This is a genomic window from Rhizobium sp. 16-488-2b, assembly GCF_017741815.1.
Classification (GTDB): Bacteria; Pseudomonadota; Alphaproteobacteria; order Rhizobiales; family Rhizobiaceae; genus Rhizobium.
In genome coordinates this window covers 459,819-485,101 of the sequence record NZ_JAGHMF010000036.1, presented here as the reverse complement: position 1 = coordinate 485,101, position 25,283 = coordinate 459,819, and the positions used below count along the sequence as shown (strand labels likewise).

23 protein-coding genes are annotated in these 25,283 nt (G+C 61.4%); 19 read left to right on the top strand and 4 right to left on the bottom strand.

Translation table 11 applies throughout. The annotated features are described in order from the left end of the window. Positions 1–3: 3 nt before the first annotated feature. The 4 genes from J5286_RS28585 to dhaL are packed head-to-tail and all read left to right on the top strand — an operon-like array spanning position 4 to position 4,631. Positions 4–1,038, top strand: coding sequence for a Gfo/Idh/MocA family protein (locus J5286_RS28585; RefSeq protein WP_209193323.1), 1,035 nt, complete (start codon positions 4–6; stop codon positions 1,036–1,038). After that, a complete protein-coding gene (apnL, locus tag J5286_RS28580; RefSeq protein ID WP_209193322.1) occupies positions 1,035–2,912 on the top strand; it encodes a D-apionate lactonase in 1,878 nt (625 codons plus the stop codon). The genes J5286_RS28585 and apnL overlap by 4 nt, the downstream gene beginning before the upstream one ends. Before the next feature lie 58 nt (positions 2,913–2,970). Continuing rightward, on the top strand, positions 2,971–3,987 hold the full coding sequence (locus tag J5286_RS28575) for a dihydroxyacetone kinase subunit DhaK (protein WP_209193321.1): 1,017 nt from the start codon (positions 2,971–2,973) through the stop codon (positions 3,985–3,987). Further along, positions 3,987–4,631 (top strand): dihydroxyacetone kinase subunit DhaL, encoded by a 645-nt coding sequence (dhaL, locus tag J5286_RS28570; RefSeq protein WP_209193320.1) that lies wholly within the window; start codon positions 3,987–3,989, stop codon positions 4,629–4,631. Before J5286_RS28575 ends, dhaL begins: the two co-directional genes overlap by 1 nt. A 27-nt stretch (positions 4,632–4,658) precedes the next feature. Here dhaL and J5286_RS28565 read toward each other — a convergent pair whose 3' ends face one another. Continuing rightward, positions 4,659–5,858 carry an ROK family transcriptional regulator gene (locus tag J5286_RS28565; RefSeq protein ID WP_209193319.1) on the bottom strand — a complete coding sequence of 400 codons (1,200 nt, stop codon included), beginning with the start codon at positions 5,856–5,858 and terminating at the stop codon, positions 4,659–4,661. Positions 5,859–6,090: 232 nt separating this feature from the next. Between J5286_RS28565 and J5286_RS28560 the strand changes: the two genes are divergently transcribed. From J5286_RS28560 to J5286_RS28540, 5 genes are all read left to right on the top strand, one after another. Then, the gene (locus J5286_RS28560; RefSeq protein ID WP_037185902.1) at positions 6,091–7,329 is read left to right on the top strand and encodes an ABC transporter substrate-binding protein; all 1,239 of its coding nucleotides are present in this window, start codon (positions 6,091–6,093) and stop codon (positions 7,327–7,329) included. Positions 7,330–7,428: 99 nt separating this feature from the next. Further along, positions 7,429–8,325 carry a carbohydrate ABC transporter permease gene (locus tag J5286_RS28555; protein ID WP_209193318.1) on the top strand — a complete coding sequence of 299 codons (897 nt, stop codon included), beginning with the start codon at positions 7,429–7,431 and terminating at the stop codon, positions 8,323–8,325. A 5-nt stretch (positions 8,326–8,330) separates the two neighbouring features. Further along, on the top strand, positions 8,331–9,212 hold the full coding sequence (locus J5286_RS28550; protein ID WP_245206634.1) for a carbohydrate ABC transporter permease: 882 nt from the start codon (positions 8,331–8,333) through the stop codon (positions 9,210–9,212). 36 nt (positions 9,213–9,248) lie between these two features. Then, entirely contained in the window at positions 9,249–10,769 is a 1,521-nt protein-coding gene (locus J5286_RS28545; protein ID WP_209193316.1) for a DUF5060 domain-containing protein, read from the top strand. Between the two features lie 24 nt (positions 10,770–10,793). Then, positions 10,794–11,858 (top strand): ABC transporter ATP-binding protein, encoded by a 1,065-nt coding sequence (locus tag J5286_RS28540; RefSeq protein WP_209193315.1) that lies wholly within the window; start codon positions 10,794–10,796, stop codon positions 11,856–11,858. A gap of 319 nt (positions 11,859–12,177) precedes the next feature. On the opposite strand, the gene J5286_RS28535 is transcribed toward J5286_RS28540, so the two are convergent. Further along, complete coding sequence (locus J5286_RS28535; RefSeq protein ID WP_209193314.1) at positions 12,178–12,387, bottom strand: hypothetical protein; 210 nt, start codon at positions 12,385–12,387, stop codon at positions 12,178–12,180. 173 nt (positions 12,388–12,560) lie between these two features. Here J5286_RS28535 and J5286_RS28530 point away from each other — a divergent pair, with 173 nt between their 5' ends. The 9 genes from J5286_RS28530 to J5286_RS28490 all read left to right on the top strand — a co-directional run bounded on the left by J5286_RS28530 (position 12,561) and on the right by J5286_RS28490 (position 21,879). Further along, positions 12,561–13,364, top strand: a complete 804-nt coding sequence (locus tag J5286_RS28530; protein ID WP_209193313.1) for a potassium channel family protein — start codon at positions 12,561–12,563, stop codon at positions 13,362–13,364. Between the two features lie 85 nt (positions 13,365–13,449). After that, the gene (locus tag J5286_RS28525; RefSeq protein ID WP_209193312.1) at positions 13,450–14,220 is read left to right on the top strand and encodes an SDR family NAD(P)-dependent oxidoreductase; all 771 of its coding nucleotides are present in this window, start codon (positions 13,450–13,452) and stop codon (positions 14,218–14,220) included. A gap of 230 nt (positions 14,221–14,450) precedes the next feature. Then, entirely contained in the window at positions 14,451–15,779 is a 1,329-nt protein-coding gene (gene hisD, locus J5286_RS28520) for a histidinol dehydrogenase (RefSeq protein ID WP_112436544.1), read from the top strand. Positions 15,780–15,783: 4 nt separating this feature from the next. Beyond that, entirely contained in the window at positions 15,784–16,797 is a 1,014-nt protein-coding gene (locus tag J5286_RS28515) for a zinc-dependent alcohol dehydrogenase (protein ID WP_209193311.1), read from the top strand. Between the two features lie 49 nt (positions 16,798–16,846). Then, entirely contained in the window at positions 16,847–17,584 is a 738-nt protein-coding gene (hutC, locus tag J5286_RS28510; RefSeq protein ID WP_209193310.1) for a histidine utilization transcriptional repressor HutC, read from the top strand. Positions 17,585–17,625: 41 nt separating this feature from the next. Further along, the gene (locus J5286_RS28505; RefSeq protein ID WP_209193309.1) at positions 17,626–18,918 is read left to right on the top strand and encodes a cupredoxin domain-containing protein; all 1,293 of its coding nucleotides are present in this window, start codon (positions 17,626–17,628) and stop codon (positions 18,916–18,918) included. A 278-nt stretch (positions 18,919–19,196) separates the two neighbouring features. Continuing rightward, entirely contained in the window at positions 19,197–20,213 is a 1,017-nt protein-coding gene (locus J5286_RS28500; RefSeq protein WP_209193308.1) for an ABC transporter substrate-binding protein, read from the top strand. 24 nt (positions 20,214–20,237) lie between these two features. Further along, on the top strand, positions 20,238–21,095 hold the full coding sequence (locus J5286_RS28495) for an ABC transporter permease (RefSeq protein ID WP_113236043.1): 858 nt from the start codon (positions 20,238–20,240) through the stop codon (positions 21,093–21,095). A gap of 1 nt (position 21,096) precedes the next feature. Further along, a complete protein-coding gene (locus J5286_RS28490) occupies positions 21,097–21,879 on the top strand; it encodes an ABC transporter ATP-binding protein (protein WP_018896797.1) in 783 nt (260 codons plus the stop codon). On the opposite strand, the gene J5286_RS28485 is transcribed toward J5286_RS28490, so the two are convergent. Next, positions 21,876–23,885: a N,N-dimethylformamidase beta subunit family domain-containing protein gene (locus J5286_RS28485; protein ID WP_245206613.1), complete on the bottom strand. Its 2,010-nt coding sequence runs from the start codon at positions 23,883–23,885 to the stop codon at positions 21,876–21,878. The genes J5286_RS28490 and J5286_RS28485 overlap by 4 nt on opposite strands. Positions 23,886–24,131: 246 nt before the next feature. Here J5286_RS28485 and J5286_RS28480 point away from each other — a divergent pair, with 246 nt between their 5' ends. Beyond that, complete coding sequence (locus J5286_RS28480) at positions 24,132–24,461, top strand: hypothetical protein (RefSeq protein ID WP_245206612.1); 330 nt, start codon at positions 24,132–24,134, stop codon at positions 24,459–24,461. A 47-nt stretch (positions 24,462–24,508) separates the two neighbouring features. Here the strand turns inward: J5286_RS28480 and J5286_RS28475 are convergent, their stop codons facing one another. Next, positions 24,509–25,123 carry a biliverdin-producing heme oxygenase gene (locus tag J5286_RS28475; protein WP_209193307.1) on the bottom strand — a complete coding sequence of 205 codons (615 nt, stop codon included), beginning with the start codon at positions 25,121–25,123 and terminating at the stop codon, positions 24,509–24,511. Between the last annotated feature and the right edge of the window lie 160 nt (positions 25,124–25,283).

Sequence of the window (25,283 nt, the reverse complement as noted above, 5' to 3'; positions counted from 1 at the left end):
GCAATGACGGAATTGAATGGCGCACTCATCGGCTGCGGCTTTTTCGCGGTCAACCAGATGCATGCGTGGCAGGACGTGGCCGGGGCTTCGATCGTGGCGATCTGCGATCGCGACCCCGAGCGGCTGAAAATCGTCGGCGACCAGTTCGGCATCGACAGGCGCTATAGCGATGCGGCCCAGATGTTCGCCGATGGCGGCTTCGATTTCGTCGACATCGCCACCACCGTCCAGAGCCACCGCGCTCTGGTCGAGATGGCCGCCGCGCATAATGTGCCGGCGATCTGCCAGAAGCCATTCGCAAAGACGCTCGACGACGCCAAGGCCATGGTCAAGGTTTGCGTCGATGCCGGGCTGCCCCTGATGGTACACGAAAACTTCCGTTGGCAGACGCCGATCCAGGCCGTGAAGAAGGTTCTGGAATCCGGCGCCATCGGCCAGCCTTTCTGGGGCCGCTTCTCGTTCCGTTCGGGCTATGACGTCTTTTCGGGTCAGCCCTATCTCGCGGAAGGCGAGCGCTTCATCATCGAAGATCTCGGCATCCATACGCTCGATATCGCCCGCTATATCCTGGGCGACGTGGCAGCGCTCAGCGCCCGCACGAAGCGGGTCAACCCCAAGATCAAGGGCGAGGACGTCGCCACGATCCTGCTCGACCATGAAAACGGCGCCACCTCGATCGTCGATGTCAGCTATGCCTCCAAGCTCTCGACCGAGCCCTTCCCCGAGACGCTGATCGAACTAGACGGCACCGAAGGCAGCATCCGCTTGGTCCAGGGCTACAAGCTCGAAGTGACCGGCAAGAACGGCACCGAGATCTCGGACGTGTCGCCCACGCTGCTCTCATGGGCATCGCGCCCCTGGCACAATATCCAGGAAAGCGTCTACGCCATTCAGCAGCACTGGGCCGAACGGCTGGCCGCCGGCGGCGAGACCTCGACCTCGGGCGCGGACAATCTCAAGACATTCGCACTCGTCGAGGCCGCTTATGACAGCGCAGCCAGCGGCCAGACGGTCGATGTCAAGGCGATGCTGCGATGAGCACGTCGTCGGACAGCTTCCGCATTTACGGAACGCATGCGCTCGAGCAGAAACCGGTCCGCCTCACTGCGGGCAGGCTGACCGCTGATCTCAGCGACGGCAATCTGCGCTCGATCGCCTATGACGGCGTGGAGGTGCTGCGCGCCGTCTCCTATCTCGTGCGTGACCGCGACTGGGGCACCTATTCGCCCGAGATCGCCGACCTGACCATCGAGCAGGGCGACGATGCCTTTTCGGTTCGCTACACCGCCCTTTGCAAGGGACCGGATGCGACCGAGCTGGCGATCGGTGTGCGCATCTCGGCGCAAGCTGGCTCGCCACTCGTTTTCGAAGCGGATGCCATCTCCGGTACGGGCTTTGAAACGAACCGCTGTGGTTTCTGCATTCTCCACCCGATCGTCGGCGTTGCCGGCGCGCCCGTGACCGTCGAGCATGCCGACGGACAGCGCGTCGAAACGCGGTTCCCCGACCTGATCGAACCGTGGCAGCCGTTCATGAACATGAGCGCGATCACCCATACCGTCATGACCAACGTGACCGCGCGATGCGGCATGGAAGGTGACGTGTTCGAGATGGAAGACCAGCGCAACTGGTCGGATGCCTCCTACAAGACCTATGTGCGCCCACTCGCTTTGCCCTGGCCCTACCAGATCCCGGCGGATGAAACGGTCAAACAGCGCATCGTCCTCGATATTGCCGACAAGCGCCCGAAGCCATTGGCCGCGACGACGAATGGGCATTCGTCGCTGACGACACTGACGCTCGGCGAGCGCAGCGGACGCATGCCCGCGATCGGCATGATCGTAACGCCGGAAGAAGCGGACGCCGTGGTCAAGGCGAGCGCGGTGCTCGACGAGATCAAGCCGCAGGAACTGCTCTTCCACTTTGACCCGACAGCCGGCCATGGGGCGGAAGCCTTCAAGCGCTTCGCCGAGGTGGCCGGACTTCATCCCGGTACCTCGACGCTTGAGATCGCCCTGCCGTGCAAGCAGCCGCTCCTCGACGAAACCAAGCTGATCGCAACGCAGATGCGCGATGCCGGCTTCAAGCCGGACGCGATCATAATCTCGCCATCGGTCGACCGCCAATCCACCCCGCCGGGCAGCAAGTGGCCGGAATGCCCGCCGCTCGAAGATGTCTACGAGGCCGCGCATGCGGCATTCCCCGATATCCGCATCGGCGGCGGCATGCTCAGCTATTTCACCGAACTCAACCGCAAGCGCGTTCCTTCAGAGCCGCTCGCCTTCATCAGCCATTGCACCAATCCGATCGTCCATGCCGCCGACGACCTCAGCGTCATGCAGACATTGGAGGCCCTGCCCTTCATCACGCGATCGGTCCGCGCCATCTATGGCGACAAGCCCTATCGTATCGGCCCATCGACCATTCCCATGCGGCAAAATCCCTATGGGAGCCGAACCATGGACAACCCGAAGGGCGGCCGGATACCGATGGCCAACACCGATCCGCGTCACAACGTTCTTTTCGCGGAAGCCTTCGCGATGGGCTATGTGTCGAAGGTGCTGGACGCCGAGCTGGAATGCCTGACGCTCTCGGCTGTGACCGGAAGTTTCGGCCTCCTTGCCGGACAGGATGAGCCCTTCACCGCCGATGGGCGCCGCCCGCTCTTCAACGCGGTCAAAACACTCGCCGGTCTCGCCGGCACCGAGTGGCGGGAGTGCTTATCTTCCAACCCATCGCGCGTTCTTGCGTTCGCGACGAAGGCGGCGACGGGCGCAACACTCTGGATCGTCAACATCACCGGCCAGGACCAGGAGGTTGATCTGGGATCGCTCAGGCTCTCCGACGCGCTGATGGGCGGCGTGCTCACTCTTTCCCCAAATCAGGCGACCTCCGTCGCGCTTTCGGATTGATCTTGCGTCTGGAAGGCGTAGCTATAGCCTTCCAGACGCAGCAATCGGGAGGACCAGCGTGAAGACCAAAAAGCTTATCAATGACGGCGGCGCGGCGGTCGACGAAATGCTCGAGGGCATCCTCGCGGCACATCCCGATCATCTCTACGCCATCGAAGGATCGCCGCGATCGATTGTTGCGAAAAACGGGCCTCGCGATGGCAAGGTGGGGCTGGTGATCGGCGGTGGCTCCGGCCACGAGCCGAGTTTCCTCGGCTTCGTCGGCAAGGGGCTCGCGGACGCGGCCGCTGTCGGCAACGTCTTTGCCTCGCCTCCGCCCGATCCGATCATCGAATGTGCAAAGGCGGCCGATCATGGCGCCGGCGTTCTCTTCATGTACGGCAACTATGCCGGTGACGTGATGAACTTCGACATGGCGGCTGAAATGCTTGCCATGGACGATATCGACGTGCGCACCGTCGTGACCACCGATGACGTCGCCTCCGCACCGCGCGACCAGAAAGAAAAGCGCCGTGGCGTGGCCGGCAACGTCTTCGTCTTCAAGGCGGCCGGTGCTGCCTGTGATCTGATGTACGCGTTCGACGAGGTCGAGCGCGTCGCGCGCAAGGCCAACGACCACACCTTCACCATGGGCGTCGCCCTGTCCCCCTGCTCGCTGCCGCAGACATTGCGGCCGAATTTCGAGATCGGCGGCGATGAGATGGAAGTCGGCATGGGCATCCATGGCGAGCCTGGCGTCTCGCGCGAAACGCTGAGACCGGCCGATGCTGTTACCGACGAACTGCTCGATGCGATCCTCAAGGATGCCAACATCGCGCCGGGTACGCGCGTGGCCGTCCTGATCAACTCGCTCGGTTCGACGCCACTGATGGAGCTCTACATCATCATGCGCCGGGTGAAGGCACGGCTGGACGAGGCTGGCGTTGTCATTCACACCTCGCTCGTCGGCAATTATTGCACCTCTCTCGAAATGGCCGGCGCATCGGTCACGCTTATGGCGCTCGATGACGAATTGCAGACGCTGATCGATCATCCTTGCGACTGCGCGATGTTTCGCAGCGGAAAGGCGATCTGATGGGTGACGTGACCACCAAGGATCTTCAGCGCCTCTTCCAGGACATCGCCGATGTGATGACCGCCGAACGAGACAATCTGTGCCAGCTGGACGGCGTCATTGGCGACGCTGACCATGGGATCGCGATGGAGCTCGGCTTTACGGCTGCGGCCAAGGCGACCGACGCGCTGGACGCTGCCGCTACAGACCCGACCACGCTGTTCAACACGGCTGCCAAGGCGTTCCTAAATGCTGTCGGCGCCTCTTCCGGCCCGCTTTACGCGACCGCCTTCATGCGCGCCGGCGCAGCGGTGAAGGGCAAGGCTACTCTTAGCGATGAGGATCTGCTCGACGTCTTCGCCGCGCTGGCAAAAGGTATTCAGGACCGCGGCAAGGCCGAGATCGGCGAGAAGACGATGGTGGATGCCTGGGCACCGGCCGCCGCGGCTTGCGAAGAGGCCAGAGCACGCGGCGACAGCTTGCGGCAATGCCTTTCGCAGGCGTTGCAAGCGGCCGAACAGGGTCGCGATGCGACCAAGGAAATGGTTGCGAGCAAAGGGCGCTCGGCGCGGCTCGGCGAGCGGTCCCTCGGCCATATCGACCCTGGAGCGGCGTCCGCCACCATGGTCATATCGAGCATCCGAAACGCCCTGTCGGCGGAATAGGCCTTCGCCGAACCGCCGTTTCGGCAATCAGGAAACGGGCGACGCTTCATTGGCGATCCGTCCGTGTTGCCTCAGCACGAGCGCCACCGCGCCCATGACCGTGTCGTCGTTGCCGCGGAAGGTGCCGACCACGAAGCGAGGCCTGCGCTTTTCGGGAGAATGGGCGGGCGGGGCGACGGAGTGGCGGGCGAAACTTCGCTCTAGGCCATCGATGAAACTCTCCCCGACCTCAGCCAGTTTGCCGGCGATGATGAACAGCGGCGGATTGAGGATGGTAAAGGCTATCCCCATTCCCCAGCCCGCCATCTCGGCTGCATCATCGACAAGCCGCGCATATCCGGGATCGCCATTGCGCGCGCGTTCGACGAATTGCTCGATGCTGACGGGCGCGCCGAAGGACTGCTCGGCGTATCTGAGCAGTTGGAACCCGCCGGCGAAGGTCTCGAGACAGCCACGATTGCCGCAGCGACATAGCGGTCCGCGGGGATCAAGCGACATGTGGCCGAACTCGGCGGCATATCCATGAGCGCCGCGCTGCACCGTGCTGTCGATGACGATGGCGCCGCCGATGCCGAGGTCGAACTTGAAAAGGACGAAGTTGGTCTCCCCGACCGCGGCTCCCCAGGTCATTTCCGCAAGCGCGCCGCAATGGCTCTCGTTTTCGACATGGATCGGGCAACCGAGCTGCTCGGAAAACACATTGGCGATATTGGTGCCGCACCATGTCGGCAAGATGGAGCCGTTGAGGATTTCGCCGTCATAGGAGACAGGCGCGGAAATCGCCAAACCCACACCCAGCAGCTCGGACATATCAATGCCGAGCAAGGCACATTGCTCCTCAAGGCTGGCGCGCACGCATCTGGCGGCGTCATCAGGCGTATAGTCCGTATCCATCGCGAACCAGATGTCAGACAACACGGTGTGGGCGAGATCGCAGATCGCGATCCGAATCTCACCAAGCCCGAGGAGCACGCCGGCGCAGCGACCCGCCGCCGGGTTCAACGACAAGAGCTGCGACGGTCGTCCGAAACCATTGCTTTTCGTGTCGACGTCGAGAACGACGCCACTGTCTTTCAGCTCGGTGAGAAGCGTGGACACGGTCGACCGCGCCAACCCCGTCGACTTCACCAGTTGCGTCGCGGTCGCCGACCCGATTGCCGCGATGGCGCGCACGATGCGCCCCGCCGGCGCGGTCTGATCCTCGAAAAGTTCCCTGATGCCAACCATTCATAGCTCCTCTCCATGAAATAGGCCTGACTCGCCACTCGACGGCAACATATTTCTGATTAGAAAATAATCGCGCCTATTTCATAAGCGTTATCCGCCGTTTCGAAATATTAAGCCCGACTATGGCTATTTATGCAATCGACTTTGTTCATTTTCGAAATAAGTCTTGACTCCAATCGGAATTTTCGAGAGTGTGCACATTAGCGGAGAGGACCGCACAAGGGAGGGTTTAATGACGATCAAGACTACACTCATGGCCACGCTATCCGTGCTCGCGATCACTGCCACGAGCCTGAAGGCGGAAGACCTGACGCTCTGGACGCTGAACTTCGACAACAACGCCGCCAACGTCGCGCTCAAGAAGGTCGCAACCGACTTCGAAGCTGCAAATCCCGGCACCAAGGTTGAAATCGTTCAGCGCGCCATCGATGAGCACAAGACCGCGCTGCGTGTCGCGGCCGGCTCGAACAAGGGCCCCGACATCTACTTCAGCTGGGCAGGGCTTGGCCTGGGCGGCGAATATGTAAAGGCTGGCCTCTCGGCGCCGCTCGACAAATATTACACCGAATACAAGTGGAACGATGAGCTGCTGCCGGCTGCTGCCGCATTCGCAGACCTCTATCCGGGTGGCAAGCATGGCGTTCCCTTCACCTTCAAGGGCGAAGCTGTCTATTACAACAAGAAGCTGTTCCAGCAGGCCGGCATCACCGAAGAGCCGAAGACCTATGAAGAGTTTCTGGCCGACGCCGAAAAACTGAAAGCTGCCGGCATTCCCGCCTTCACCTTCGGCGGATCGGTCAACTGGCATGTCATGCGCCTGATGGACGTCATCCTGGAAACGAAATGCGGTGCCGAAAAGCACGACGCGCTGAAGGCCATGAAGGCGGACTGGTCCACGGAGCCTTGCGCCACCGACGCCTTCACCGAATTCGCCAAGTGGACGAAGGATTATACGCTGCAGCCTTTCATGGGCATCGACAACAAGCAGTCCTATAGCCTGTTCACGGCAGGACGCGCGGCGATGATGCTCGAAGGCGACTGGCTGGTCAGCCAGCTGGAAACCAGCGGCGCCAACCTCGACGACTACGGCATGTTCCCGTTCCCGACCAACACGCAGCGCCTCTACGGTTTTGCCGAGTACAACTACATCAGCACCAAGAGCCCGCATCCGGATCTCGCCGCGAAGTTCCTCGACTACTTCCTGTCGACCAAGGTCCAGCAGGATCTCGTCGGCCAGATCAGCTCGACATCGGTCAACAAGAACGTCCAGTACGCGAACCAGAAGCCGCTGGAAGCCGAATGGCTGGATGTCTTCAAGACCTACGGCAAGGTCTACATGAACGGCGACCAGGCCTTCCCGCTTGACGTCACGACCGAGTATTTCCGCGTGATCAACGACGTCGCAGCCGGCAACACCGAACCGGCCGATGCAGCAAAGCAGCTGCAGACGTTCATCGCCGGTCGCACCTAAGTCCTCCCAGGACATTGGTCGGTCCCACACCTCGCTGGGACCGACCACCGCTCAATCCAATGCCACTCGCCAGACACACGTCGCGCGGAGCAGATACCCATGTCACTGAAAAATCGAACACACGACCCGCGCTTCCAGGCGCTCCTGTTGCTCGCGCCTGCCATGGCGATCTACGCGGTCTTCGCGCTCTACCCGATGCTGAACGTCGTGGTCCTCAGCTTCCAGAAATGGAACGGACTGGATCCGCAACGCCCATTCGTCGGTCTGGCGAACTACCAGTACATCTTCGCGCGCGATCCGGTGTTCTGGGTCGCCTTCAAGAACACGGTCATCTGGACCATCATGTCGGTGGCCTTCCCGCCGATGGTCGGCCTTCTTCTCGCGCTGACGCTCAATCAGAAGATCTTCGGCCGCAACACGTTTCGCGCCATCTTCTACCTCCCCGTCATCATCGCGCCGATCGCGGTCGCGACGATGTGGAAGTGGATGTACGATCCCTTCTTCGGCCTGTTCAGCCAGCTCATGACCAATATGGGTCTGCAGATGTGGATCAAGGATTGGCTCGGCGACAAGAACATCGCGCTCTACTCGGTCTTCGTCGCCTATCTCTGGCAGTCCGTCGGCTTCTCGATGGTGCTGTTCCTCGCCGGCCTTCAGAACGTGTCGCAGACGCTGATCGAAGCCGCCCGCATCGACGGCGCCGGCCGCTGGGCGATCTTCAAGCACGTGACCTTCCCGGCGCTGCGCACCACGATGACGATCGTGCTCGTTCTCTCGATCATCTCGTCGCTGAAGGCATTCGATATCGTCTACGGCCTCACCGGCGGCGGACCGGCGCAATCCACGCAGATGCTGGCGCTCTGGGCCTTCACGCAGGCGATGCAGATCTTCGACTTCGGTCGCGGCGCCGCCATCTCGGTCGTCCTGCTGCTGATCACCATCGCGATCGTCGTGCCGTACCTGCGCTGGACGCAGAAGCATGAGGACACCGAATAATGACGATGACATCATCAGGACCGATCTCTGTGTCTGAAACCATCACCACCACGAACAAGCCCGGCCGTGACCCCGTCCTGATCGGCCTGTGGATCGCGCTGATCATCGTCGCGCTTATCTGGTTCGCACCTTTCGTCTTCATCGTCTTCACATCGCTGAAGACGAAGGCGGCGGTAACAAGCACCGGCGCGTTCATGCCGCCGGTCGAGTTCGCCTTCGAGAACTACGCAAGCGCATGGAGCCGCGGCAACTTCGCCGAGTCGTTCATGAACAGCGTGATCATCACCGTCTTCAAGGTGCCGCTTGGCCTCGCCATGTCGGCGATGGCGGCCTACGCACTGGCGAAGATCAAGATGAAAGTAAGCAAGCTCCTGCTGCTCATCGTCGTCTTCGGAACCATGATCCCATTCCAGGTCATGCTGGCGCCGCTCTTCACGCTGGTTAACTCGTTCGGCCTGATCGACACCTATCCCGGCGTCATCCTGCCCTACATCGCCTTCGGCGTTCCCTACCAGGTCTTCATCCTGCACGGCTTCTTCAAGGGCCTGCCGAAAGAGCTGTCCGAGGCAGCACTCATCGACGGCGCCACTCACTTCACCATCTTCCGGCGCATCTTCCTGCCGGTCTGCCTGCCGGTTCTGGCTGCGCTCCTCATCCTCGATTTCGTGTCCACCTGGAACGAATTCGCGATGGCGCTCGTGCTTCTTCAGGACCAGCACATGTGGACGCTGCCGCTCGGGCTGATGTCCTTCCAGGGCCAGTTCTCCAGCGATTACGGCCAGTTGAACGCCGCCATCGTGATGACGGTCCTGCCCGCGACGCTCGTCTATCTCATTTTCCAACGGTACTTCGTCTCCGGCCTCACTTCTGGTGCGGTCAAAGGCTGAGCGACCGAAATTTAAAGTCTTTCGAGGAGATCTTTCATGTCCACAGCAACAGTCGAAAAATGGGGTGTGTTCGAAGCGGCCTTCAACGGCCCGTCCGGCGGCAATCCCTATATCGACGTGAGCCTCGATGCCGTCTTCACCCACAAGAGCCGCGAAGTTCGCGTGCCGGGCTTTTATGATGGCGATGGCGTCTATCGCGTGCGCTTCATGCCTGACGTCGAAGGCGAATGGTCGTTCCAGACGCGTTCGCAGACCGCTGAGCTCAACGGCAAGACCGGCGCATTCGTAGCGACCGCACCGTCTGCGGGCAACCATGGCCCGGTTCGGGTGCGCAACAAGTTCCATTTCGCCTATGCCGACGGCAAGCCGTTCCTCTCCTTCGGCACGACCTGCTATGCCTGGACGCACCAGCCGCTCGAGATGCAGGCGCAGACGCTTGAGACGCTGAAGACCGCAGGCTTCAACAAGATCCGCATGGGCGTATTCCCAAAGGACTACCCCTATAACACCAACGAACCGCTCTATCCCTCATTTGAAAATGGCGCCGACGGCAAGGAAGATTTCGATCGTCCGAACCCGGTCATGTTCCGCCATTTCGAACAGCAGGTCGCAGCCCTTTGTGCACTCGGCATCGAAGCCGACATCATCATGTTCCACCCCTACGATCGCTGGGGCTATGCCGACATGTCGGCCGAGCAGGACTTCCGTTATGTCGCCTATCTCGCGGCTCGTCTTGCGGCCTATCGCAACGTCTGGTGGGCGCTCGCCAACGAATACGACTTCCTGCTCGACACCAAGCCGGTCGAGCAGTGGGACCGTTACTTCCATATCCTGGAAGAAAACGATCCCTACCAGCACCTGAAGTCGATCCACAACGGCGAAGTATCGATGAACTTCGATCACCGTAAGCCATGGGTTACGCATACCTGCATTCAGAACCCCGACGTCAAGCTGACGCAGACCTGGCGCGACGCCTATGGCAAACCCGTCGTCAACGACGAGCCGGAGTATGAAGGCAACATTGTTCAGTGCTGGGGCAACCTGACGGCGCAGGAACTGGTGCACCGCTTCTGGATCACCGTGACGCGCGGCGGCTATGCAGGCCACGGCGAGACCTATTCGCATCCCGATGACCTAATCTGGTGGGCCAAGGGCGGCGAGCTGCGTGGCGAAGCGTGGAAGCGCATCGGCTTCTTCCGTGACCTCCTGGAGCAGGACGTGACACACGGTCTGGATCCCATGGGCGCCGTCGGCGAATGGCCGTGGACCCGCGTTTCCGGCGTGCGTGATGGCAGCACCGACTTGCGCTACATCTATCTCGGCGAGCATCAGCCCGTCGTCTGGTCCTCGGGCTTCCCGAAAGACGGCGACAACTATGAGGTCGACATCATCGACACGTGGAACATGACGATCACACCCGCCAAGAAGGTAGAAGCACCGATCCCGCATCCGACACGCCACGGCGCGATCGTGCGCGGCGGCAAGGCGGATGCGGCATTCGGCGTCGAGCTGCCGGGCAAGCCATATCTGGCACTTCGCGTGCGCAGCAAGCGTTGAGCAGGTCTCACAGGGAGGAATTCTATGTCCGGATTGGCCATTAGAAACGTCAAGAAATCCTACGGTGCCGTCGACATCATTCACGGCGTAGACGTCGATATCGCCGATGGCGAGTTCGTCATTCTCGTTGGCCCGTCCGGATGCGGAAAATCGACCTTGCTCAGAATGATCGCCGGGCTGGAGGAAATCACCGGGGGCGAGATCTCGATCGGCGGCCGCGTCGTCAACAATCTGCAGCCCAAGGATCGCGACATCGCGATGGTGTTCCAGAACTACGCGCTCTATCCGCAGATGACGGTCGCGCAGAACATGGGCTTCGCGCTGGAGCTGGCCGGCGCGAAGAAGGCGGAGATCGACAAGAAGGTCGGCGAGGCTGCCGGCATCCTCGGCCTCCAGCCGCTGCTGAGCCGCAAGCCGGCGCAGCTCTCCGGCGGCCAGCGCCAGCGCGTCGCCATGGGCCGCGCCATCGTGCGCGATCCGAAGGTGTTCCTCTTCGACGAGCCGCTCTCCAACCTCGACGCCAAGCTACGCGTCAAGATGCGCGCGGAAATCAAGGCCCTGCACCAGCGCCTGAAGACCACGATCGTCTACGTCACGCACGACCAGATCGAAGCCATGACCATGGCCGACAAGATCGTCGTGCTGCAGGGCGGCAAGGTCGAGCAGATCGGCACGCCGCTGGAACTCTACGACCGGCCGCAGAATGTCTTCGTCGCGGGCTTCATGGGCTCGCCGGCGATGAACTTCCTCGAAGGCAAGTTGACGGGTGGCGACACACCGCGACTGGTACTGCCATCGGGCCAACAGGTCGAGCTCTCGCAGGGCGCTGCAAACGCCGATGGCCGCGACGTCATCGTCGGCATTCGCCCTGAGGACCTCGCCTTCGCGCAAGACGGCGGCGTGCCGGCAACCGTCAGCGTGGTGGAACCGACCGGGTCTGAAACGCATGTCGCGCTTGAGGTCGAAGGCAAGGAGATCACCTGGGTCATGCGCGAACGCGCCGACCTGACACCGGGCCAGGTCGTCAAGCTCTCGCTGAAATCGCCGAACGTGCATTTCTTCGACAAGGCCACGCAGCGCCGCATCTAGACTGCAACGCCACGAACAAGATCTTGCATCCGTCGGCTCAGAACGGTGGATGCAAGGCTTTGGCAGGCAGTATTGCCTTCAAGGCATGTATTGTCCCCATCGCGCGGCTGGTAACCTTACCAGCTAACCAAGCAACGTACTTTCAGTTGCATGGCAACATGAAGCAATGCCATCAAACGGACAGCGGTCCCAAACACCGTGGTCCGTGGGGTTACGGATCGGTAAACCCGTCCCTACGGGGCAGGGACGGGTCCATAACTTTCGATTATGCGATGAAGTAGCTTTCAACGCCCGAAACCGGGCGTCGGTAGACCGTGGCTCAAGACGCCGTCTTGGCCTGTGTTTCAGCCTTTTCGGCACGCATGCCGGCGCAAAACGCGGCCGTTCTGTTTGCGGAAAAGGCATGCGCGCGCTTTTTGGCCGCCGTTTCGAGCAATTCGGCGAAAACGCCGAGGCTGATCCGATCGGCCCGCAGCATCTGGCGGATCATCGGATCCCTCAACACTTCCGACATGGTCATGTCCTGCATGGCACACTCCTTTGTTGCAAGGAGGGATACTACGCGCATGTAACACCCAAATGTCGCCAGCGTGGCAGGATCAAGGCAAACTACACGTTGCAGTTGCCGTATGTTGCCGCCCAGATTCTATCTCCGTCCAGCTTGGCGGTTGAAAAGCTGAAAGCGATTGATAGTTCTGGCGCATGAGCAACGCGCATACCGATTCAGGCGATGCAGTCGGCATCGTCAAGACACTCCGAAAGCAACTGAACTGGCTGCAGCGCGGAAGGGATATCCGTTCGCTTCAGCTGCAGGGTCTGCTTGCCTTTGTGGACCTCGCCATTCTGGCCTTCTTCCTGTTCGGCCCATATCTGCGGACCGGGCCTTCCTACCTCATCATCGACTATATGATTGCCGTGTGGGTGGCGATCGAGCTGATCGCCCAGGCCATCGTCGCCGGCAGCGTAAAGACCTTCGTGAAGCGCCCGATGAGCTGGATCGATCTCTTCATCCTGGCGACACTGCTGCTCCCGGACTTGCTCTTCAACTTCACCTTCCTGCGGGCCATGCGGATTTGGGCGATCGGCAACAGCCCATTTCTGAAGGAGGGGTTGCGGCGGCTTGGCTGCGCGCATCTGCTGGACGTCGTGCGCGCCTGCGTCAACCTCGTGGTTTTCCTCTTCATCGTCACCGGCTTCGTCTACACGACATTCTTCTACGGCCAGGGCGGATGGGAAGGCTTCGTGGATGCCCTCTATTTCACCGTGGCGACGGTCACGACGACAGGCTTTGGTGATATCACCTTGCCAGGCGTCATGGGAAAACTGACATCGATCGTCACCATGATCGTCGGCATTTCGCTCTTCGTCCGCCTCGCGCAGGCGGTCGTTCGACCCTACAAGGTGAACTTCCCTTGCCCGCAATGCGGCCTGCAGCGCCATGATGCCGACGCCGTGCATTGCAAGGCCTGCGGACATCTGCTGAACATCCCCGACGAAGGCCAGTGACAGCGGCGCCATCATCCACGACCGTTATATGTATAGATATGATCGCGGAAAGATGCTTTCCTCGGCGCAACATCGGAGGGATCACATGTCCGGACATTCATTCAATCTGAAGGGGCGGGTCGCCGTCGTGACCGGCGCCAGTCGCGGCCTTGGCCAGGCGATCGCCCTTGCGCTGGCGGATGCGGGCGCGGACCTTTGCATAACGGCGAGAGAGTTGGCGTCGCTGCAGGATACGAAGGCAAAGGTTGAAGGCCGGGGTGTGCACTGCATCGCCGTCGCGCAGGATGTCAGCGACCTTACCTCGATCGACGCCGCGCTGGAACACGCCTGCGCTCTGACCGGCGGGATCGACATCCTCGTCAACAATGCCGGCATCGAGCAGGTCTCGCCTTCGCTGGATGTGGACGAAGCGCTGTGGGACCGCATTGTCGGAACCAATCTCAAGGGCGCATTCTTCTGGTCGCAGGCGGCGGCGAAGCGCATGTCCAAGCAGGAGACCGGCGGCAGCATCATCAATCTCTGCTCGCTGACGTCCTTTGTCGGCGTACCCACTGCCGTTCCCTACGGCTCATCCAAATCCGGCCTGCTCGGGATGACACGTGCGCTCGCCGCCGAATGGGCAGAGGCCGGTATCCGGGTGAACGCAATCGCGCCTGGCTATTTCAGGACAGCGATGACCGACGGCTTTTATGAGGACGAGGACTGGCAGGCGCGCATGCTGGCAAGGATCCCCCAGCGCCGCTTTGGCGAAGCAGCCGATCTCGGGGGCGCCGTCGTGTTCCTCGCCAGCGATGCGGCGGGCTATATCACCGGCCATTGCCTGCCTGTCGATGGCGGTTTCCTCGCTTCCATCTGACGCGTGATCGGGTATCAGTTGCGGCGCACAATTCTCGGCGTAAAGTGCGTTGACATGGCATGTATATACATGTTTCATTCGGTCAAAATAAATAAAGCGGAACATCAATCCTCGACCTGAGCCACTGGTTTGAGTAGACAGCCGATCGAACGGACATCGGCGGCGAAGCTGTGCCCATTGCTGGGTTTTCGCCGGCGCTTGCCCAAGACGCCAACAAGGTTACGTGCACAATGACTGAAGTCTCCTTTTACGAATATTCGAAGCTTTCTTCAGACGAGAAATCGGCTCTGCTTCGCCGATCGGAGACCGACATCTCCGGCTTTATCGAGAAGGTGGGCCCGATCCTCGAGGCGGTTCGCACGGAAGGCGACCGGGCCGTTGCGCGCTTCGGCCGCGAGCTTGACAAGGCGGACGTGTCGGAGAGCTCGATCCAGGTGACCGAGGCCGAGTTCGATGCTGCCTTCAAGCTCGTCGAGGACGACGTCATCGAGGCGATCAAGTTCGGCATATCGAACATCCGCACCTTCCACGAGGAGCAGAAACCCGAGGCCATGTGGCTGAAGGAAATTCGCCCGGGCGCCTTCGCCGGCGACCGCTTCACGCCGATCCAGTCCGTCGCGCTCTACGTGCCGCGCGGAAAGGGCTCCTTCCCCTCGGTCACGATGATGACCTCGGTTCCGGCCGTGGTTGCCGGCGTGCCGAACCTTGCGATCGTCACCCCGCCGGCGCCGGATGGAAGCGTTGATGCCGCAACATTGGTCGCGGCCCGTCTTGCCGGGGTCAACACCGTCTACAAGGTTGGCGGCGCGCAGGCCGTTGCCGCAGTCGCCTACGGCACGGAAACGATCAAGCCGGCGCTCAAGATTGTCGGACCGGGCAGCCCGTGGGTCGTCGCCGCGAAACGCCTCCTCTCCGGCGTGATCGACACAGGCCTGCCGGCCGGCCCTTCCGAGGCGATGATCTTCGCCGATGACACCGTGCATGGCGGTCTTGCAGCACTCGACCTCCTGATCGAAGCCGAGCACGGCCCGGATTCGTCCGCCTATCTCGTCACCCACAGCCGCCGTGTTGCGGAAGAAGCCATCGCGGCGCTCCCGGAGCATTGGGGCCGGATGACGGAACAGCGCGTCGGCTTTTCCAAGACGGTGCTGACAGGAAAGTGCGGCGGCGTCGTGCTGACCTCCTCGATCGAGGAGAGCTACGCCTTCGTCAACGCCTATGCGCCCGAACACCTGGAAATTCTCTCCACCGACGCCTTCGCGCATCTCGGCCACATCACCGAGGCCGCCGAGATCCTGCTCGGACCGCACACGCCCGTCAGCATCGGCAATTTCTGCCTGGGCCCGAACGCCGTTCTGCCGACCAGCCGATGGGCCCGCACCTATGGCCCGCTTTCGGTGACCGACTTCGTCAAGCGCAGCTCGATCGGCTACGTCACGGCACCTGCTTATCCCGAGTTCGCCGCGCATGCTCATAAACTTGCGCTGTACGAAGGCTTCTCTTCGCACGCCAACGCCGTATCCGACGTGCGCGACGCCTACCTGAAGACGAAAGGCTGAGCCCTTGAAAGCGGTGCGCCTCCACGATGCTGGGGATTTGCGGGTCGAAACGATCGACCCGCCGTCGGCGCCACCCAGCGACTTCGTCAATGTGGAGGTCCGCGCCGCCGGCATATGTGGCTCCGATCTGCACAACTATCGCACCGGCCAGTGGATCAGCAGGCGCCCGTCGACGGCAGGCCACGAGTTTTGCGGCCGGGTGACCGATGTCGGCGAAGGTGTCGAGCATCTCAATGTCGGCGACTACGTGGCGGCCGACTCGCGCGTCTATTGCGGCACCTGCCCCGCCTGCATGTCCGGCCGCAGCAATATATGCGAGGCGCTGGGCTTCGTCGGCGAAGCATGCGACGGCGGGTTTGCCGAGCATGTTCAGCTGCCGGCAAAGCTGCTCTTCAAGCATGAGCCATCGCTAGCACCCAAGGTCGCGGCGATGGCCGAGCCGCTGGCGGTAGCGCTGCATGCCGTGAGACGGCTCAACCCAAGACAAAATGAACCGGTTCTCGTTATCGGCTGCGGCACGATCGGCGGCTTGAGCGGGCTGCTGCTGTCGAGGCTTCATGGGGGCAAGCTTCTGTTTGCCGACACCAATGCCGAGCGCGCGGCGCTGGTCGCGCGCATCTGTGGCGGGACGGCTGTCGCTCTGGACAAGGCCGCGATCGACAGCGCGCTGAATGGCGAACGGCTACGCTATGCCATCGATGCGACAGGCAATGTTCATGCGATTGCCGCCGGCCTTGATCTGCTTGCCGGTGGGGGCGCCTTGGCGCTTGTCGGCATCAGCCATGGCAAGCTGGATCTCGATCCGAATATCCTGGTCGAAAGGGAAATATCGCTGGTCGGCTGCCACGCTTTCGCGTCCGAGCTGCCGGAAGCGATCGCCCTGCTGCCTGAGTTGGAACCGGCGCTCATCGAATTCAGCGAGATCTTGGCCTCGCTCGACGATGTCCCGGATGCCTATCAGCGGCTGCTCAAGGGCCAGAGCCAGAAATTGAAGACCATCGTCGAGATCGCGGATTGAGGTTCGCCACGCGATAGCCGTTCACGAGAACGAACTGGAGAGTTTGTCATTGAGTGCACTTTCGGATTCGGCATCGCCGCTCTACGAGAAGGTCAAGGACTTTGTGCTGGCGAACATCGGCAGCGGCAAGTGGGCGCAGAATGCCCGGCTGCCCTCCGAAAACGATCTCGTGAATTCGCTGGGCGTCTCCCGAATGACCGTCCATCGTGCGCTGCGCGAACTCACCTCGGAAGGCCATCTTCGCAGGGTCCAGGGCGTCGGCACCTTCGTCGCGCCGCCCAAGGCGCAGTCGACGCTGATCGAAGTCAGCAACATCATCAACGAGATCCGAGATCGCGGCGGCAAGCATCGCGCCGGTGTCATCCTGCTCGAGCGCGTAGAGCATCCCGCAGCCGCGATTGTCAGCTCATTCGAGTTCGATCAGACCAAGCCCGTCGACCACTCACTCGTCGTGCATTTCGAAAATGACATTCCGGTGCAACTGGAGGAGCGGTATGTGAACCCCGCTCTCGTCCCGCATTATCTCGATCAGGACTTCACCTCGATCGCGACGCTGGAATATCTGCAGCGCTGCACGCCGCTGACAGAGGTCGAGCACTTGATCAGCGCGGTGCCGGCCGGGCCGGAGCAGGCGCGGCTGCTGCAGATGCCCGAGCGCGACAGCTGCCTCGTCCTGCACCGCAAGACCTGGACCGGCGCCACGGTCGCGACCGTCAACACCTTCACTCATGTCGGCAGCCGTTACTCCCTCGGCAGCCGGTATCGCCCGACCCACAAGCCTGCCTGACAACACGCATCAACACCCAGTTTATTCGAGAAGCGCATTTCATGAGCCAGACGAACAGCCGAACCGCCATTATCCGCGATCACGCCAAGAAGCGCGATGGCGTGGCCGAGACACTTCTCGCCGAGCTGCTCTTCGACCTGTTCGAGCTCGATGCACAGAATCTCGCGATCAATTTCGACCAGTACAGCCTGAACTCGCTGAACGGCTTCTTCGAAAGCGGCGAGGAGAAATACTTCTTCAAATTCCACCAGGAGGAAGGCGAGGAGAAGATGGGCGGCGAGTATTACCGCGCCGACATCCTGACGCGCGCGGGACTTCCCGTCGATCAGCCGGTGATGATGTCGACCCTGCCCGGCGAACAGATCCTCGTCTACAAGCGCCGCTTCGACCCCAGGTTCTCCGACGTCCTGCGCGCGATCGATCTCGAGCCGGACACGGCGGCAGCCGCTGAGGCGGTGGATGCCGAGCGCAAGCTCAGTGAGGCCGTGCTCAAGGTCTACCTGGAAACGCTGCACCCGGTGACGCCGGAGCAGGTGGCTGAGGAACCCGTGAACCGGCTGTTTTCCGCCCGCCTCGTCAGCGAACCCGGCGCGACATTCCCGGGTGGGCGCTACGAGAGCTTTTACATCGGCAAGCACTTCGCCTTCCCCGGCGTTTCGCTCGATTGGAGCGAATTCGCGGCGGCGCGTTTCGTCGTCAACGGCATCGCCTATGAAAAGACGGTCGGCGAGCTTTTTGACGATGCGCACAATCGCCTTGCGCCGCTTCGCCTCGCCGATGCCGGCGGCGTCACCGCCCATGGCGACGCCCACAACGCAAACGTCTGGTATCGCAAGAGCGAGGACGGCGCATCGCTCGCCTTCTTCGACCCGGCTTTCGCCGGCGAGCACATTCCGACGCTCCTTGCCGAGGTTAAAACCACTTTCCATAACATCTTCGCGCACCCGCTCTGGCTCTACGAGCCGGCGTTGGCCGAGCAGAAATTCGAAGCCCGGGCGCGCTACACAGATGGCACACTGCATGCCGATTTCGACTGGCAGCCGAGCGCGGTCCGTCAGGGCCTTCTCGACATCAAGGCAACTGCGCTTTGGAAGCCATTGCTTACGGAGCTGAAGACCCGAGCGCTGCTTCCAGCGGATTGGAGGACGGTAATCCGGCTCGGGCTCTTCCTCTGCCCGACGCTGGTGATGAACCTTCGCGCAGGCGCGGCCACGCATAATCCGACCTCCTCGCTGATCGGCTTTTCAACGGCTGTCATGGTGGGCAGCGAGCCGATAGAGGACACGGATATCGTGACCCGGTTCCTCGACGCGATCGATCCGGAGCAGGCATGAGATGAGCGCTTTCGAACATCAAGAATTCGCCAAAACGCGACATCGGCGATTGCCGAAATCGACAGGCACATTCATAGAGGGGTAGAGGTTTTCTGACTTTGCGAGGCGCCAATTGGCGGTATCACGCAGATTCACATTTACAAGTTCGGGCAAAGAAATGACTATACATAATGCTGTTCGACCGACCGCCCAAAATATAGGCTGAACAGACAAAACGCACGAATGACGTCTCGGCTTCGAGCCTAGCGAACACATCATCTTAGAAAAGAGGGGTTACCATGACATACGCATCCATCAAGTCTCACATGTCGCGCCTGGCCATCGTCGCCGGCGTGATCGGCGCTCTCACGCAGGCCGTCCCGGCTGCAGCAGCTGACATTCCCGCCAAGCCGGAAGCTGGCACCTTCAAGCTGGGCATCGAGCCGTGGCTCGGCTACGGCCAGTGGCACGTCGCCGCCAGCAAGGATCTGTTCAAGAAGTCCGGTCTCGAAGAAGTTGAACTCGTCAACTTCACCGAAGACAAGGACCTGAACGCGGCGCTCGCCAGCGGCCAGCTGGATGCAGCCAACATCGCGACCCACACCGCGATGGGCATGGTCGCCGCCGGCCTGCCGGTGAAGATCGTCTCGCTCCTAGACTTCAGCCTGACCGCCGACGCCATTCTCGCCGGCAACGACATCAACAGCGTCGCCGATCTGAAGGGCAAGAGCGTTGCCTATGAAGAAGGCACGACGAGCGACATCTTGCTGAACTACGCGCTCGCTGCCAACGGCATGACCATCGACGACATCACCCGCGTTCCAATGCCGGCCGCCGATGCGGGTTCCGCTCTGATCGCCGGCCGGGTTCCGGTTGCCGTGACCTACGAGCCCTACATCTCGACCGCACGCGCGCAGGACAAGGCCATCAAGCTTCTCTTCGAAGCCGGCAAGGATCCCGGCCTCGTATCGGACGTGTTGGTTGTTCGCGAAGACGTTCTGAAGTCCAAGCCGGGCCAGGTTCTGGCCATGCTGAAGGCCTGGGACGCGGCGCTCGCCGACTACAAGGCCAACACCGCCGAGGACCGCGCGATCATCGCCAAGGCCGTGGGCGCCTCGCCTGAGGACCTCGCAACCGCATTCGACGGCGTGCAGTATTACACGACCGCCGAAGCGTCCAAGGCCTTGGCCGGCGAGTTCAAGACCAAGACATTCGTCGATGTCTTGAAGGCTGCCAAGCTCGCGAAGATCCTGACCCAGGACGTGACGGCCGAACAGATGATCGACTCGTCCTTCGTCGACGCGGCCAACAAGTAACGCGCTACTCAAGACGGATCATCCATGTCGGCATCACAATCCTCGTCTGCCAGCACCGACACCCGCGCGTCCTCGCGCGCGGGTGTCGGGCGACCGCCCAGTGCATTCCGCATCGGTGATCCGCTCGGCGCAAAAACGTTCCTCCTGATCGCGGTGTGCGTCTTCGCACTGCTGTTTGCCTTTTGGTGGGCAGCGACCGCGACCGGCTGGGTCAAGCCCATCTTCCTTCCGAGCCCAGGCGCTGTCTGGACCAAGATGGTGGAGCTGGCACTCGACGGGACGTTGCTCAACGATGCCGGCATCAGCATCTACCGAATGCTCGTCGGCTTCGCGCTGGCGTCACTGATGGCGATCCCGATCGGCATCATGATCGGCTGCTACCGCACCTGGGAAGCGGCGATCGAACCGTTTATCGACTTCGTCCGCTACATGCCTGTCGTCGCCTTCGTACCGCTGACGATCCTGTGGGCTGGAACCAGCGACATCCAGAAATTCGTCATCATCTGGATCGGCACGTTCTTCCAGCAGGTGCTGATGGTGATGGACAGCGTCAAGCGCGTGCCGCCAGACTTCGTCGGGCTTGGGCGAACACTCGGCCTGTCGGAACCGAAGATCCTCTGGCGCATCGTTCTGCCGTCGTCGCTGCCGGGGATCTGGGACACGCTCCGGATCAGCATGGGCTGGGCCTGGACTTGGCTTGTTCTGGCCGAGCTTGTCGCGGCCACCTCGGGGCTTGGCTACCGCATCGTGGTGTCCCAGCGTTATTTCCAGACGCAGACGATCATCGGCTACATCCTGCTTCTTGGCATACTTGGTCTGATCACCGATCAAAGCATGAAGGCTCTCGAGCGTGTTTTCTTCCGTTATACGTCGAGACATTGATATGACTGAACCGAAACTCAAGATCCAATCGCTCAACAAGTGGTACGGATCGGGCAAGCGAAGTGTTCACGCCCTCAGCGACATCGATCTGGAACTGGCCGACAACGAGTTCGTGTCGCTGGTCGGCGCCTCCGGCTGCGGCAAGAGCACCCTTCTGTCGATCGTTGCCGGCCTGCAGAAGTTCAATGACGGCGTGCTCCTGACCGATGGCGCGCCGATCGTCGGCCCCGGCCTCGACCGTGGTGTCGTCTTTCAGTCCTATACGCTGCTGCCCTGGCTGACGGCACAGCAGAACGTCGAGTTCGCGCTCCAGGCGGCAGGCCTTTCGGCCGCCGAACGCAGGGAAGTCGCGCGGCACCATATCAATCTGGTAAAGCTCGACCGTTTCGCTGATGCCTTCCCCTCGCAGCTCTCCGGTGGCATGAAGCAGCGGGTTGCCATCGCACGCGCGCTGTCCTATCGGCCGAAGATGCTCCTGATGGACGAGCCCTTCGGGGCGCTGGATGCGCTGACGCGCCACCAGATGCAGGAGCTGTTGACGCAGATCTGGGAAGAACATCGCCTGACGGTGCTGTTCGTCACCCATGACGTCGAAGAAGCCGTCTACCTTTCCGACCGCATCATTTCGATGAGCATCAATCCCGGCCGGATCAACGCGACTTTCCACGTCGGCCTGGCGCGCCCGCGACATCAGGACATGATCTCGACCTCGGACTTCATTTCCATCCAGAAGGAAGTGCTGGCGGCGATCCGCGCTGGTTCGCAGCAGGACGACGCGCTTTAGACCGTAAAGCGGCCGACGAGATTGAGCATGATGCGGCCGACGTCGTTGTCTTCTCCCGGCGCCGGCAGCGCGCCGATCCATGCGACGGAACTGGCGGAAAACACCAATCCGCCGGCCTCGTGCCGATAGATCGTCATATCCGATCGCCGCATCGCGGCCCGCTCTGCTTCACCATAGGCAAGCCAGAGATCGGGGCGCACCTGAAAGCTGTCGTCGAAGCCATCGGCGACCGCCAGCCGAACCAGGTTGGCGGGCGTTTCCTCCGAGCGCAGCACCGCATCCACCTCATACCCCGCCGCACCGCCAAGAACCGTGCCGCTATTGCCGAAAACCTCGCCGACACCATCGAACAACCAGGCATATTCGGCGCCGTAACTCCCCTCCAAGCGGCGATAAGGTCTTGATGGGCCAAAACTCATGATCACATAGGTGACACCAACAAGCGCCTGAGGATGGCGGTTGCCGCGATCTTCCCAGTTTCCGCCCGGCTCGCCCGTCATCGAGAGGTGCATCTCACCCGGCCGGCCACTCCAGATATCGTTCTTTCCGCGCCTCAGTTCCATCTTGTCGCCGTCGAAGGCGACCACCCAGTAAAAGCCGTTGCCACCGAGATAGCCGAGGCTGCCGCCGGAGCCGAGATAGCGATCCAGCCCGTTCATCATCGTCGACGACCAGTATTCCGGATGACTGCCTGTCAGCACCAGGCGATAGGGCGAGAGGCTGTCGACGCCTTCGTCGTGAAGATCGCGATCGGTCAGCACATCGACCGCGATGCCATGCCGCGCGTAAAACTTTAGCAGTTGCAGATCGACAGAGAGCAGATGCGGCGAGTTCGACAGAGGGTAATGATAGTCGTCCCTCAGCGTCGCGCGCGGGCGCCGGCTCGAGGTCAAGCTGACGCCGCTGAGATCGCTGTGCGTGTCGTAGAGGCTGAGGAAATTGTTGTCGATCGCGAACAGATGCGCGCGGTCGCTGCCATGCCATGGGTAGCGATGCGGCGGCAGTTGTTCGTCGGCGTAGGCGAGATAGGTCGCGGTCGGCAGCAACACCGCCACGTTCGATTGAGGCTCCCTCGGGCGAACGAAGAAAGGCAGCCTCTCCACGCTGCGATCGGTCCTTATCTCGAGCGCATAGACGCCGGATCGGGCATCGTCGGGGATGTGGATAGTCAGATCCGCCGCCCAGTCGAAACCGCCGAAGTCATCGTCGTGCAGGTGGATGGCATCAAAATGATCGGGGGCCAGACGGGGATCATGGATCTCGCCGGTAAAGCGCGGCGAGGCGACCGCAAATGTCGGCGTATTGTGGAGGATGATCGCAGGGGCGCCCTGCTGCACGGACGAAATATCGCTTACCGGGCCACGGGTGGGAAAGCGCCATTCCGTCTCGTGGTCGGCGCTGGTGAGCCGGATGCGGCCGAGCCTGGCGTTCAAGGTCTGGCGCGATCGATCCGAGACGCCGCCGATGCAGATCGGCCCGGTGATATCCGTCGCGACGCGCGGGATCGTACGTTCCGCTGCGACCTGCTGGTCAGCACGCCTGACCCTGTAACCTACCGCGCCCGGCGAAACGGAGACGTCGAGCTGATACCATCGCTCGTTACGGACTTCGGCGATGGTATGGCTTTCGCCCTCGACCACGGCAACCAGACGGCCATCCGGCTCCAGGTTCAAGAGCAGGGGACCGATCGCGATAACCGGCTTGGTTGTCTCGTTCCTGGTGAAGTGGATTTCGAGGGACAGTTCATAGACGTCGGACCGAAGAGCGGTAGCCGGAATCTCGGCCCAGGAGCCGAGCTCGTACTCGCGGATCGAAAGCGAATCCGAATGCCGTTCGATCTCCCATTCGACTGCCACTGCTTCGTCGCGATCAAGCGTGACGATCCTGACGCTTGCCTTCGGATCGACGCAGGAGAGAAAAGCGCCCGTGGCGGAGCCGGCCTTCACGCTCCACGGCTCGATGAAACCAACCGCAGCCATTGCGTCGTGGTTCAATCGCTTTCGCATGCCGGCACCCCCGTATTCTCAAAGTCGGGCGGCAATCCGATGGCGACCCAGTTATCAGGCGGAATTTTGTCTATACATCTTTGCGCCGTCAAGCACAGAGCCGGCCGAGATATTCTTGCGATGCGTACCAAACCGACAGATTCTGGCCTGTTAACGACGCAGGCAATAGGCTAAGAGCGCTTTGGTCGCATTCGTTTTCCCCGATGCGGCCGAAACTTCAGCCTCGCCCTTCGCGAGGCTTTTTCTTTGTCCGCCACCCCTTCGCCAAAGGGTGGACAACCCATTCAGTACATTGAACTTTTCATCTCCCTAATGCACGATATGCGCAATGCGAGGGAGGCTCACATAATGCGTTCAGGATTGGGGACGATCACTATTGCCGATGACGGGCATAACGGCCATGTCGCCTACGAAATGACAGAGAAAGACGGGCTGTTGTTTGCCGGTGAAGAATTGCTGCGTCGCGCGAAGGCCGCCAAGCGGGTTATTTTCCGGCCGCTGTCCGCCGCGACCGAACACCGAATCCGCATCGGAAGCGTCGATGCGAGTTGCGCCAATTTCCTGATCCTGACCTGAGCCGGCTGGGCCGCCGGCACAGGTTGGAGCGATAGGGCTAGGCGAGGTCAGCGCCCGACGAAGGCGAGTTCTGCGAAATCGTAGACACGCGCGAAGGCGGCGTCCGCTCCGGCGATGGCCGCCCGTTCCTCATCATCGCTCAGATCCACGCTATCGAGCGCTGCCGTAAACGTGCGCCAATGCAGGCCACGCCCTTCCGGCGCGCCGGCGAGATGGCGCGCGCCCATGTTCTCGTCGAGGCCGAGCTTGGCCGCGTATTTCAACAGGAAGGCGGCGCCGAGATTGGAGCCTTCGATCACGTAGAGCCATCCGAGGGCTTCCCCAAGCGCGACCTTCTCTCCCTTGGCGAATATCGGTGCGCTATCCGCGTTCGGCATCGCGACGCCGAGATCGGCAAAATCCTGTTCGATGAGAGCCAGCCTCCGGCGACCGGCGAGATCCGGCAACAAGGCGTCGAGCTCTTCATTGAAGAACAGGGCATCGAGATCCCGGTGAAACAGGTACTGCATGGTGACGAGGCGAACGTAACTCTCCCGGTCCGCGAAAGGATTGAGCTGCATGATGCGCTTGTCCAGGCGCTCATGTGCTGCATGCGTCGCGGCTTTCAGTCGCTTGGTGCGCGTGTCCTCGGTTACCGGCGAGATCTCAGTCGCAATCGACATACATTCAACCCTTCAATCAGTTGGCCCTCGGGCCTAGCAAATAAATCTATAACGGCACTTTCGTCCATCCACCCCACAAGACTAAAGATCTCGTGGAGACGGAGCGAGCCATATCAAGACGCCAACATGGCCGCTTGATTCATGACAATAGCCCTCATCT